The sequence below is a fragment of the Candidatus Avedoeria danica genome (genome assembly GCA_016703025.1).
In the GTDB taxonomy this organism is placed as follows: Bacteria; Chloroflexota; Anaerolineae; order Epilineales; family Epilineaceae; genus Avedoeria; species Avedoeria danica.
The window spans coordinates 1,632,696-1,645,019 of record JADJCV010000004.1 but is presented as its reverse complement, the minus strand read 5'-3'; the positions used below and the strand labels follow the sequence as shown (position 1 = coordinate 1,645,019).

The following is a 12,324-nucleotide window of genomic DNA, read 5'->3' as shown; positions in this document are numbered from 1 at the left end:
GGCACCGATGAGCTCGGGGCCGTGGCTGGCGATCGACACCGCGACGGACATGGCCGGCATCGCGGTGTGCCATGCGGAGCGCGTCGTCAGCGAGCGCACGTGGTCCAGCCGCCGCCACCACACGCGCCAGCTGGCGCCGGCCGTCGCCGACGCGCTGGTGGAGGCCGGCCTCGGCGTGGCGGATCTGGAGGGCATCGCGGTGGCGATCGGGCCGGGCTCGTACACCGGTCTGCGGATCGGGCTGAGCCTGGCCAAGGGGCTGTCGCTCGGCGCCGCCCACGCCCGCCCGGGCGGGCGGCCGGTGGCCGTCATCGGCATCCCGACGCTGGACATCGTGGCGGCGCCGCTTTCGCCGCCCGACGGCGCCCGCACGGCGCCGCTCTGGGCGGTGCTGGAAGCCGGCCGCAGCCGCGTGATCGCCGCGCGCTATGGGGATGGGGCGGCCACCGGCGGGAGCGGCTGGCCGGACGCCCGGACGTTGGCGGTCTGGACGATCGACGACCTCGTCCATCGCGTGGCGCCCGGCGATTGGGTGGCCGGCGAGCTGACGGCGGAGGCGCGCGCCGCGCTCGAGGGAACGGGCGCGCGCGTGCTGCCGGCGGCGGCGGGGTTGCGGCGGCCGGGCTGGCTGGCGCACCTCGGCCGGCAGCAGCTGCACCTCGGCCCGCCGCCCGATGTGGCGACGCTCTCGCCGATCTACAGCGGCGGCGAACCGGCCCCGCCGCCGCTGCCGTCCGCTGCCGTCGTCGTGCGCCTCATGACCCCCGACGACGTCGCCGCCGTCACGGAGCTGCACGACCGCGCGTTCCTGCGCGTCCTCGACGCGCAGCACTTCAGCCGCGAGCTGGCGAACCCGATCGCCACGACGGTGGTGGCGGTGCTGGGGGACGGCCCGATCGTCGGATTCGCCGGGCTGTGGCGGCAGGTCGACGAGGGCCATGTGATGACGATCGGCGTCGAGCCTCGGCTCCAGAGCCGCGGGATCGGCGGCCGCCTGCTGGCACGGCTCGTCGAAATCGCGGCGGCGGACGGGTTGGCCGCGCTCACGCTCGAGGTGCGCGACGGGAATGCGGCCGCGCAGGCCCTCTACCGGCGGTTCGGCTTCGAGGTCGTCGGCCGGCGCACGCGCTATTACTCGGACACGGGCGAGGACGCGCTGATCATGACGCGGGGCGTCTCGCCCTGATGGGGCCGGCGAGCGGCCGACTGCAGCGGACCGGGCGAAGCGGCGAGATGATTAAATGCGGCGACGCCGGATGGGGTCCATCCGGCGTCGCGCCGCAGAGGAGAGAGAGCTGTTGCGACCGCCTGTCGCGGTGGTAGGCTGACCTGGACGGGTGGTCGCTCGAGCGATGTCGAAGGGGTTCGGCCGGCGGGCGTCAGTTGCCCGAAAAGCCGAGCGTCTCGCACCAAGCCAACAGCAACATGACGGTCAGGATGATGATTCCGGTGCTCATGATCAAACCTCCAAATGGTGTGCGGTGGTCGTTCGGTGCCCGAGATACCGAACCAATCGACCCATCGGTCCGGGCATCGACGCCGTGTTCGTGACCACTATGACGTCATCTAACCGCATTGGATACGCGAGCGGTTCAACGAATTTTCAACACCCGTCCCGGCGTCGCCCGATCCGCGCCGCCGCGCGAATGCGCGGTCAAGCAAGGGCGCACGCTACGAGGCGTCCCCGCTGCGGCCGAGCATCTCGCACCACGCCAACAGCAGGACCATCGTCACGATCACAAGCATGCTTTCCATCGTCCGAACCCCCCTTCCCGCGGCAATGCCGCCACGGGTAACCCTTCGCCCGTTAGAACGCGCCGCACCGCAGCCGGATACGGCCGGAAATGAGTGCCCGCCAAGCGTTCGCAGTGGCCGTCGTGAGGACGATCCAACGCGGACGACGGCCGGTCCTCGATGGCGTCGGTACAAAGAGAGACGCCGCCGGGCAACACGCTCGGCGGCGTCCATTCTCGGGTCCGGCGTCCGACCGCAATGGGCGCGGTCGACAGCGGAAGCTCAAACTCGATCCGAATTCGTTGGTTATCGCCTCACGGCGATGGGACGGCCGCCGGTGCGGCCGATTCGGAGCGAGCGGCCTACTGCTGCGAGAGGCCAAGTCCATCACAGCACGCCAACAGCACCATCACGGTCAAGATCACGAGTCCAGTTGCCATCACGGTCCTCCAATGCGTCGGTCAGAATCAACCCAATGTGCGTGATAAGACGCAGGACGACCCGTTGCGGATACGCGGCGTGCCTGACGCGCGGCTGACCGCCGCCTGACGCATCCCGTTCGCGCCCCATCGTCAGGCCATGTACCGCACGATCAGCGCGGCCGCCGCCCCGATCGCCCCGCCCGCAGCGACGTCCGTCGCGAAGTGCACCCCGAGCCGCATCCGGGCGTACGCCACCGCCGCGACGACCGCCGCGAGCACCCACCACGGCGGCACGAACGGCACGCCGGCCGGTGCGGCGATGCGGGTGAGCGCGACGGCGGTGTAGACGACCTGCGCCGTGTGGCTGCTCGGAAACGACGAGTCCGGCGGCCGCCCGCCGACCCTCGACACGCCGCCGACGATCTCGTACGGCCGCTGCCGGCGCGTCAAAGCCTTGAGGACGAACGCGATCGCCCGCACCACCACCGCGCCCACCAGCGCCCACACGACGGGCGGCGCGAAGTCGACGGCCCATGCCGCGGCGCACCACAGCGCGACGTGCGCCGGGAACAGGCCGAAGTGGCTGACGAGGCGGACGACGGGCTCGAAGGCCGCGGGCAGCGGGTGGTTCCGGAGCGTGTGGGCGATGCGGTGGTCGAGGGCAAGGATGGGGTTCATGGGGGCGCTGCCTTTGGGTTCGGGACGGACGGGTCAGCGGCTGACGTCGCCGTTGCTTCATTCGACGCTGTCCATTCCACCTGCACCGCCCGCGCCCCAAAATGGTACCCTACGCCCCATGTCCCCGCGCCTCGCCCGCCTGCGCCCGATCGCCCCCCTCGCCGCCTGCCTCGCCCTGGCCGTCGTGCTGCTCTGGCCGGCGCTCACGCCCAAGCTGGCCGATCGTCTAACCATCGGTGGCGCGGGCGAGGACTTCCTGCGGCAGGTCTTCCCGTGGCGCGCGTTCGTCGCCGCCACCTGGGCCGGCGGCAAGTTGCCGCTGTGGAACCCGCACCAATATGCCGGCACGCCGGCCTTGGCCGACCCGCAGCTGGCGGTGCTCTATCCGTGGCGGCTGTTGCAGATCCCGTTCGCCATCGGCGGCCGCACGCTGCCCCTGTGGACGGTCACGGTCGAGGCCGTGGCGCACCTGGCGCTCGGTGCGTTCTTCACCGGCGCCCTCGCCCGCCGCCTCGGTGCCTCGCGCAGCGCCGCGGCCCTCGCGGTCGCCACGTTCGGCGCCGGCGGCTACCTGACGGGCTATCCGATCGTCCAACTGGCCGTGCTCGATACGGCGGTCTGGCTGCCCGCGACGCTGGCGGCGCTCGTCGCAGCGACGTCCGCGAAGTCGGGCGCCGTGCGGCGGCGGTGGGCGGCGCTTGCGGCGGCCGCGACGGCGATGGCCGTGTTGGCGGGGCATGCCCAGACGGCCGGATTTGTGGTGGCCGCAGGCTGTCTGTGGCTGGTGGCGGTCACGATGGGCGTGGTGCGCAGGTCGACGGCGGTGGGCGCGGAAGGGCGGACGCCCCGACTGCGCGACATCGCGCAGGTCGCCGCGATCTGGCTGGCCGTCGCCGTCGCGCTGTCCGCCGTCCAGTGGGGGCCGACGCTGGCGTTCGTCCGCCATGCCTCGCGCACGCTGAGCGAGGGCGAGGTGCTGGCCGGCCTGCCGGCGCGCGACATCGTCCAATTGTTCGCCCCGCACGTCGTCAGCCAGTGGTCGCCGCTGTACGTCGGCATCGTGCCGCTCGTGCTCGCGCTGTGGGGTGCGCTGCGCGCCCGGACCGGCCGCATCTGGCTGGCGTTCGCCGGCGGCGCATGGCTGTTCGCCCTCGGCGGCAACGGCCCGCTCTTCCCGAAGCTGTTGAAGGTCGTCCCCGCGTTCGCGACGTTCCGCCACCAGGAGCGCGCGGCCGTCCTCGTCGCCGTCGGCCTGGCGATGGCCGCCGCGCTGTCGCTCGACGCCGCGGTCGCGCGCCGGCGCGAGGTCGGGCGCGTGTTCGCGTGCCGTGTGGGCGATGGCGACGGCCGGTGCCCTGATCGCCCAGCTGCGCTTCGGGCAGGGCGATTGGGCCGACGCGCTCACGTTCACCGCCCTCGTCGCCGTCGCCGCCGCCATCGTCTGCCTCGCCCCGCGCCGCTTCGACGCGCGCGTCGCCACGTTCGCCCTCGTCGCGATCACGGTCTTCGACCTCGCCAGCACGAACCGCGGCCGCGCGCTCGGCCCCGCCGACGCGGCGGCGCTGGACGCGACGGCCGACCCGCGCGCGGCGGCGCTGCTGCCGCATGCGCGCGAGGGGCGGGTGAGCAGCGAGGGGCGGCTGGCCGCCGGGCCGAACGCGGCCAGCGTGCTCGGGCTGTACGACGTGACGGGGGACAGCCCGCTGCACTTCAAGGCCGTCGAGGACCTCGTGACGACGGCGCCGGAGATCGTGTGGTGGAAGATATTGGGCGTGCGGTACGCCGTTACCGAGCCGCGGGAGGGGGCGGCCGCGTTGTTGAAACCGTTGGCCGACGATGATCGTCCTGTAGGGGCGGGTCTTGTACCCGCCCATCCGTCGGCCGACACCGATCACCCGACCGGAACAACGACCGACGGGAAGGTGTTCGAGGTGCAATTGCCGGGACGGCTGACCTGGGTGGCCCCGACCGTCGAAGTGGTCACCGGGACATGGAAGCCCGCACCGGACTTCGATCCATTCACGGTAGCGGTGTTGGACGCAAGTTTGGTCGGCGACCCGCCGTCGCAAACCGTCGCGCGACCTCACGTGGAGGAGTACACGTACCCATCCAAGGAGTGGCTGGCGATACCCGTCCCGCCATCCGGCCATGCGCAACTGGCCGGACTCGAGCCGACGCGCATCGTTGTCGATGCCCATCTCGAAGGGGATGGGACGGTCGTCGTCGCGACCGCCTTCGATGCGGACGGCGGTTGGCGAGCCCGGGCATGGGGCTGGGACGGTCACAACTACAGCGACGGCATCGAAATGTACCGGGCCGCGCATCCGCCGGTGATTCGCGTCGACCGATCCATCCTCGGCGTCCGGCTCCCCGCCGGTCGCTGGCGCATCGAATGGACCTACCGCCCCCGCTCCGTTACCCTTGGCGCCTGGCTCACGCTGTTGGGCCTTGTCGGTCTCGTCGGCCTTGTCGGCCCCGTTGGACTGTTGGGAGAAGAGCGATGGCAGCGATGGCGGGAGCGCCTGCGGGTGCGGCGGACATCGCGGTAACAACGATGGGGGCCGGCTGGCCGGGCCCGGGGCGGCGGGCCGGTGTCTTCTACCACCCGCGCGTCGCCGAGTCTCGCGCGCTGGCCGACCGGTTGGCCGAGGCGTTGACGGCAGCGGGCGCCGATCCGCTGGTGGCGGATGCGTGGCAGGACATCGAGGCGCTCGACGGCTGCGTCGTGGCGTGCGACTGGCTGATCGTCCTCGGCGGGGACGGGACGATGCTGCGCGTCGCGCGGCTGGCGGCGGCGGCCGATGTGCCGCTGATCGGCGTGAACTACGGGCGGCTCGGGTTCCTGACCGAGATCGAGCCGGCGGATGCCATCGCCACCCTGCCGCGGCTCCTGGCGGGCGACGTCGTGATCGAGGAGCGCGTGCTCCTGCGCTGCACGGGCATGATCGGCGGCCAGCCGATCGGCCCGCTGGATGCCGTCAACGACGTCTTCGTCGGCCGCGGTCGTGTCTCGCGCCCGGTGCGGTTGGACACGGCCATCGACGGCGCGCCCTACCTGCGCTACTTCGCCGACGGCCTGATCGTGGCCACGCCCACCGGCTCGACGGCCTACAGCCTGTCGGCCGGCGGCCCGGTCGTCGACCCGACGATGGCGGCCATCGTCGTCACGCCCGTCGTGCCGCACCCCGTGCCGATCAAGACGCTCGTCCTCGCGCCCGAGCGCGTCGTGGACATCGTCGTTCGGACGGACTACGACGCGATCCTGTCCATCGACGGCGGCCCGGCCCACGACTTGGCCGACGGCGACCACGTCCGCGTCGGCCTGAGCCCGCACCGCGCCCGCTTCATGCGCCTCGGCTCGACCGGCGACTTCTACGCCGGCCTGGTCGAACGGCTCCACCGCGGCAAGTCCATCCGGCCGCGCGAGACTTCGTGAGGGCGGCGCGATGACGGAGCGAATGACGGATGACGTCGCCGAGCCGCCCGTGCTGCACTGCACCTGGCACCCCGACCGCGAGACCGTGCTGCGCTGCGCCCGCTGCGACCGGCCGATGTGCACCGACTGCGCGCGGCGGCACCCGGTCGGACTGCGGTGCAAGGAGTGCATCAAGGAGACGCGCTCGCCGCTCTACAAGGTGGAGCCGCGGGGCTACGTCCTCGGCGCCGTCGTCGGCGCGGCGGCCGGCGTTGCGGCGGCGGTGGTGGCGCAGATGGCGTTCGCGCTGATCGGCGGCTTCTTTCAGCTGTTTCTGGCGTTCATCCTCGGCAGCAGCCTGGGCACAGGGATCGGTGACGTCGTGGGCCGCTCGGCCGGGCGCAAGCGCGGGCGCGGGCTGATGATGGTGGCGGGCGGGGCGGTCATCGTGGGCACGGCGATCGTGGCCGTGGTCACGTGGCAGTTCGGCGGGCTGTCGCGCGTGCCGCTGCTCGGCTTGATCGTCTACACCGTGCTGGCGACGAGCGCGGCGGCGGCGCGCTTGCGGTGAGGCGGCCGTCGCGATCGCGGCGGTTCGCGGGTTGGCCCGCCGTGGCCCCACCATCCGTCGGCCGGTCCTGATGCTGCGGATCACCGACCTCCGACTCCCCCTCGATCACCCCAAGGACGCCCTGCGCGCATCGGTCGTCGCCCGCCTGGCTGTGGCCGACCACGACGTGACGGTCGTGACGATCTTCAAGCGCAGCGTCGATGCGCGCAAGCAGCGGTCGCTCCTGTACGTCTACACCGTCGACTGCGAAGTGCAGGGCGAGGCGGCGGTGCTGAAGCGGCTCGCCGCCGATCGGCGGATCGGCCCGTCGCCGGACACGCGCTACCGCTTCGTCGGTCACGCGCCGGCGGACTTCTACGCGGCGTCGACAACGCCGTCGACAACGCCGTCGACGTCGACGGCGCTCAGGTCGCCGATGTCGCCGATATCGCACACATCGCCCGACACACCGCTGCGCCCGGTGATCGTCGGTTTCGGTCCGTGCGGCATCTTTTGTGCGCTCGTCCTCGCGCAGATGGGCCTGCGGCCGATCGTTCTGGAGCGCGGCAAGAGGGTGCGCGAGCGGACGCAGGACACGTGGGGCCTGTGGCGGCGGGGCGTGTTGGATCCGGAGTCGAACGTGCAGTTCGGCGAGGGCGGCGCTGGCACATTCTCCGACGGCAAGCTCTGGAGCCAGATCAGCGACCCGCGCCACCTGACGCGCAAGGTCCTCACCGAGTTCGTGAAGGCCGGCGCGCCGGAGGAGATCCTCTACGTTCAGAAGCCGCACATCGGCACGTTCCGGCTCGTGAAGGTCGTCGAGCACATGCGCGCCGAGATCGAGCGGTTGGGCGGCGAGATCCGCTTCGAACAGCGCGTGACGGACGTCCGGATCGAGGACGGCCGGATCCGCGGCGTCTCGCTGGCGGACGGCGGCGAGCTCCGCGCCGATCACGTCGTCCTCGCGCTCGGCCACAGCGCGCGGGACACGTTCTCCGTGCTGCACGCCCGCGGCGTGCACATGGAGGCCAAGCCGTTCGCCGTGGGCTACCGGATCGAGCACCCGCAGTCCGTCATCGACCGCGCCCGGTTCGGACCGAACGCCGGCAACCCGCTCCTCGGACCGGCCGACTATCGCCTGGTGCACCATGCCAGCAACGGCCGCGACGTGTACAGCTTCTGCATGTGCCCCGGCGGCACCGTCGTCGCAGCCACATCCGAAGTGAACTGCGTCGTCACGAACGGCATGAGCCAGTACTCGCGCAAGGAGCGCAACGCGAACGCCGGCATCGTCGTCGGCATCGCGCCCGCGGACTACGCGGCCGATCTGAACGCGCCTGGGCCGGTCAGCCCGCTCGACGGCATCGCCTTCCAGCGCCGCCTCGAGACGCGCGCCTTCCATTTGGGCGGCGGCGACTACGCGGCGCCCGGCCAGCTCGTCGGCGACTTCCTGGCCGGCCGGCCCTCGACCGCGTTCGGCGACGTCCTGCCGTCCTACACGCCCGGCGTACGGCCGACGGACTTCGACATGCGCGACGAGCGCGGCAACGCCAGCCTGCCGGACTACGCCGTCGCCGCGATCCGCGAGGCGCTGCCGGCCTTCGACCGGCAGATCGCGGGCTTCGCGATGCCCGACGCGGTGCTCACCGGCGTCGAGACGCGCACGTCGTCGCCGCTGCGGATGCCGCGCGGGTTGGATTACCAGAGCGTGAACGTGCGGGGGCTGTATCCGGCGGGCGAAGGGGCGGGGTACGCGGGGGGGATCATGAGCGCGGGGGTGGACGGGATCGAGGTGGCGGAGGCGGTGGGGCGGGCCATGCTCACAGAGAGGGGGCTCCGTGGCCCGTAGCGTCGCGATCACCGCGCTCTTGGCCTGCGCCATCGGTGCCGGCGACGCGCCCGGCTTTGTGCTGTTCGAACGACTGACCGGTGGCTCGCCATCGTCGCCGACGGACGGGGTCAGCGACAACCGGGTGCTGGCGCTGTCGCCGGCCGCGCAGGCGATGCCAACGGTCGTCGACGCCGAGGCCGACACTTGGGTGGACTACGACATCGGCCGCATCGGCGTTCAGGTGTCCGATCGGCCCCATGGTGCGGAGCCGCAGCTCAACCTCGGGATGTGGCACCTCGGCCTGGTCATGGACGGACTCTTCCGCTTCGGGCCGCCGCCCGCCATTTCGGACGGTCGCATCGAACGCGCCGAGCTTTGGCTCGTCGTCCACTCCACCGAGAGCACGTCGTACCGCCCCGAAGGGTCGCGCAAGTCTGCATCGCTCGCGTTCAGCCCGACGCTCGACGTCTGGGACGAGACGACCGTCATGGGCAAGGACAGGCCGCGCCACGGAGCACCGGAGGCGACGGCAGTTGCGACGGCGGGGCTACTGAAGCTCGACTTCACCGCCCCGGCCCAGGCCTGGCTCGACGGCCAGCGACCGAACGGTTGGATGGTGCGCGCGGGATCCATGGCCGAGGGCGGAACGATTCAGGTATCGGTGTGGCTGGGCAGCCGTGAGACGGAGTTCGCCCCGAAGCTCGTGCTCTTCGCCGAGGGCGATGGGGGCGTCGGGTTGACCGCGACGCCGTCCGCAGCGCCAACCGCGACCCCCACCGCGCACGTGTCGCCGCGCCCGAGCGCGACGACGACGGGCGTCGTGACTCCGGCGACGTCGCGGTCGACCGCGCACTTGCCATGGGCGGGTCGGGCGGCGGCGTTGCGAGGTCCCGACTGAGCGGCCGTCCGACATGCGGTTCTCGCGGTGGCCACCTTGCGGCCGTCGTCGATGACCTCGACACGTTCCTTGTCGCCGCCGTGTCGCCAACTTGTCGCCGATGCCCTTGGCGCCCCCAGCCCCGCCGCGTATCCTTGCCCCGCAGGTCCGAGATAGCCAACCACGCGCCACATCCAGCTGCCCCGCGCTCCGAGGAGATCGCGCCATGACGATCGCCAGCCCACCCCAGGCCACCAGGCCGCGCCCGCGTGCCCGGGGGCGTGCCTGGAAGCTGCGCGTCGAACAGAGCCGCTTGGCTGACCTCCTGCCGGCGCAGGGGGAGTGGACGGCGGACGACTATCTCTGGCTGACACGGGATACGCGGCGTCTCATCGAGTTGGCGGATGGTTGGATCGAGGAGCTACCGATGCCGACCGACACGCATCAACGCATCATCGGCTATCTCTACCGCACATTCTTCGAGATGCTCACCCCGCGTGGGAGCTTGGTTCGCTTCAGCGGACTGAAGGTGCGCCTTGCCGAGCAGCGCTTCCGCGAACCGGACGTCCTCGTCCTCCTCGACCCGCACGATGTGCGCCACGGCGAAGCGTACTGGACGGGCGCAGATCTCGTCGTTGAGGTCATCAGCCCGAGCAACGCCGATCACGACCGGGTTACGAAGCGCGTCGAGTATGCGGAGGCCGGAATTGCTGAGTACTGGATCGTCGACCCACCGTCGGAGACGGTCACCGTGTTCGTGTTGGATGCAGACGCAGCCGGTAGCTACCGCGAGTACGGTCGTTACGCTACCGGCGCCGTGTTGACATCGCCACTCCTACCCGACCTGATGGTTCCCGTGGAAGGCGTGTTCACCGCTTTCTAACGCGGGAGCGGCCGCACACGCCAGCGGCGAACCCATTCAAGGTGGAGGCCAACTGCTGGGCGTACATTCGCGTCCCCCGGTGACCGGCGCATGGCGAACGGCAGCCAGACTCGATACGGCGGGCCGGCCGGCCGGATCACGATTGCGGCTGAGGCCATCGGATGGGTCCAGTTCCACACGCGGGCACTGCGGTGGCACTGCATGTCTTCCCCGAAAGCGCTGACCGAGATCGCGACGCGTCCGGCCACCGTCGCCCGCATCCCGAACTGGTACCGCCACTCGCGGCAGGGCATCGGACAGGGCGGATCGACGACGGCCGACTCCGGCGGGTCCGACCGCACGGTGAACTCCGTCAGGCTGAGACTCCGCGTCTTGAGCTGCACCGCGAAAGCCTCGCCGACTCGCACTTCCAGCGGCAGGAACGCCAATCGGAACTCGCGAACCGGATCGCAGCCCGTACCCAGGCCGTTGTTGGCATCGGCATCCCCCCGACCATCGGCGATGTGGCTTCGATCACAGTGCCCGATCGCCAGCCGGCCGTCCGCGTCGCGCTGTGCGTACACCATCCAGCTCTGTCCGATGTCCGGCCGCCGGCCGCACGCCCAGACGGCCCGCGGCACGTCGACCACGGTGCGCTCGCCGACGGTGTCGGTTGTCCAGGTCTCGGTGACGTGAAACGTCACCTCGAGCCGCTCGCCCGCCGCGCTGTTGACCTGCGCATCCACGACGCGACCGAAGAAGGTCGCGTCGGCGGCCTGCATCGCCTCGAACGGCGGCGGAGGCGGAGCGCACGGCGGGCAGTCGGTCGGGGGCAGCGTCGGCGTGGCCTGCAACGGCGGCGCGGCTTGGGCGATGTCGGGTAGCGTCCCGGAGCGCGTCAACGCGATCGCTGTCAGGACGGTCAGCAGCTGGGCACGGGGCATGGCGACAGTATGGCGGGGATGCGCCATGACGCGCAACGCGCTCGGAACGGATCGCTGCCGTCGCCGCCGTGTCGCCAACGTGTCGCCCATGCCCTTGGCGCCCCCGGCCCCGCCGCGTATCCTTGCCGCGCAGATCCGCGACAGCCAACCACGCGCAACATCCAGCTGCCCCGCGCTCCGAGGAGATCGCGCCATGACGATCGCCAGCCCGCCCCAGGTCACCAAGCCGCGCCCGCGCGCACGGCGGCGTGCCTGGAAGCTGCGCGTCGAACAGGGTCGCCTGGCCGACCTCCTGCCGGCGCAAGGCGAATGGACGGCGGACGACTATCTGTGGCTGACGCGGGACACCAACCACCTCATCGAGTGGGCGGACGGCTGGATCGAGGAACTGCCGATGCCGACCGTGACCCACCAGCGAATCTCGAAGCGCTTGCTCCTGCTACTCGATGCCTGGCTCGAAGCTCGCGGAGGCGTGATCTACTACTCGCCGCTTCGGCTTCGCGTCTCAGAGACGCGCTTTCGCGAACCTGATCTGCTTGCCTTCTTGGATGCGGCCGACGCACGCAACGCCGACGACTACTGGCGCGGGGCGGACCTCGTTGTCGAGATCATCAGCCCAGGCAACGCCGACCACGACCTCGTGACGAAGCGCCTGGAGTATGCCGAGGCGCGCATCCCGGAGTACTGGATCGTCGACACCCAGTCACCGTCCCTCACCGTGTTGGCGCTCGAGTCCGACGCCTATCGGGAACACGGCCGCTTCGCCCCTGGTGAGAACGCCACCTCGCCGCTCCTGCCCGGTCTCGCCGTCGCCATGGACGTGCTCTTCGCCGTTCGCTGACCGCCTGCGCGCGTCATCTGCTGCCGGCACCGGCAACCGACACCGCCCCAATCCTTTACCCGCCGCACCGCCTCCGCTACGATCGTGCCGCACGGATGTTCACCATCGCCGCAGCGCCGCCCGATCATCCCGCCGCCCGACCCCGCTTCGTCCGATCCCGTCTCCACTCG

The 12,324-nt window shown here is 71.3% G+C and carries 11 protein-coding genes; 9 read left to right on the top strand and 2 right to left on the bottom strand.

Features of this window, described 5'->3' with window-relative positions:
• The first annotated feature begins 7 nt into the window (after positions 1-7).
• Positions 8-1,186 (top strand): tRNA (adenosine(37)-N6)-threonylcarbamoyltransferase complex dimerization subunit type 1 TsaB, encoded by a 1,179-nt coding sequence (gene tsaB / locus IPG72_09975; protein ID MBK6769311.1) that lies wholly within the window; start codon positions 8-10, stop codon positions 1,184-1,186.
• Between the two features lie 1,120 nt (positions 1,187-2,306).
• On the opposite strand, the gene IPG72_09970 is transcribed toward tsaB, so the two are convergent.
• The gene (locus IPG72_09970; GenBank protein ID MBK6769310.1) at positions 2,307-2,834 is read right to left on the bottom strand and encodes a phosphatase PAP2 family protein; all 528 of its coding nucleotides are present in this window, start codon (positions 2,832-2,834) and stop codon (positions 2,307-2,309) included.
• 118 nt (positions 2,835-2,952) lie between these two features.
• Here IPG72_09970 and IPG72_09965 point away from each other — a divergent pair, with 118 nt between their 5' ends.
• From IPG72_09965 to IPG72_09935, 7 genes are all read left to right on the top strand, one after another.
• Positions 2,953-4,674 carry a hypothetical protein gene (locus tag IPG72_09965; GenBank protein MBK6769309.1) on the top strand — a complete coding sequence of 574 codons (1,722 nt, stop codon included), beginning with the start codon at positions 2,953-2,955 and terminating at the stop codon, positions 4,672-4,674.
• Between the two features lie 82 nt (positions 4,675-4,756).
• A complete protein-coding gene (locus IPG72_09960; GenBank protein ID MBK6769308.1) occupies positions 4,757-5,383 on the top strand; it encodes a hypothetical protein in 627 nt (208 codons plus the stop codon).
• Positions 5,335-6,270 (top strand): NAD(+)/NADH kinase, encoded by a 936-nt coding sequence (locus IPG72_09955; protein ID MBK6769307.1) that lies wholly within the window; start codon positions 5,335-5,337, stop codon positions 6,268-6,270. Before IPG72_09960 ends, IPG72_09955 begins: the two co-directional genes overlap by 49 nt.
• 22 nt (positions 6,271-6,292) lie before the next feature.
• The gene (locus IPG72_09950; protein ID MBK6769306.1) at positions 6,293-6,820 is read left to right on the top strand and encodes a hypothetical protein; all 528 of its coding nucleotides are present in this window, start codon (positions 6,293-6,295) and stop codon (positions 6,818-6,820) included.
• Positions 6,821-6,890: 70 nt separating this feature from the next.
• Positions 6,891-8,648 (top strand): FAD-dependent oxidoreductase, encoded by a 1,758-nt coding sequence (locus IPG72_09945; protein ID MBK6769305.1) that lies wholly within the window; start codon positions 6,891-6,893, stop codon positions 8,646-8,648.
• Complete coding sequence (locus IPG72_09940) at positions 8,638-9,528, top strand: hypothetical protein (GenBank protein MBK6769304.1); 891 nt, start codon at positions 8,638-8,640, stop codon at positions 9,526-9,528. The genes IPG72_09945 and IPG72_09940 overlap by 11 nt, the downstream gene beginning before the upstream one ends.
• 205 nt (positions 9,529-9,733) lie before the next feature.
• Complete coding sequence (locus tag IPG72_09935; protein MBK6769303.1) at positions 9,734-10,390, top strand: Uma2 family endonuclease; 657 nt, start codon at positions 9,734-9,736, stop codon at positions 10,388-10,390.
• On the opposite strand, the gene IPG72_09930 is transcribed toward IPG72_09935, so the two are convergent.
• Positions 10,387-11,313, bottom strand: coding sequence for a hypothetical protein (locus tag IPG72_09930; protein ID MBK6769302.1), 927 nt, complete (start codon positions 11,311-11,313; stop codon positions 10,387-10,389). The genes IPG72_09935 and IPG72_09930 overlap by 4 nt on opposite strands.
• A 193-nt stretch (positions 11,314-11,506) precedes the next feature.
• Between IPG72_09930 and IPG72_09925 the strand changes: the two genes are divergently transcribed.
• On the top strand, positions 11,507-12,154 hold the full coding sequence (locus tag IPG72_09925) for a Uma2 family endonuclease (GenBank protein ID MBK6769301.1): 648 nt from the start codon (positions 11,507-11,509) through the stop codon (positions 12,152-12,154).
• Positions 12,155-12,324: the final 170 nt, after the last annotated feature.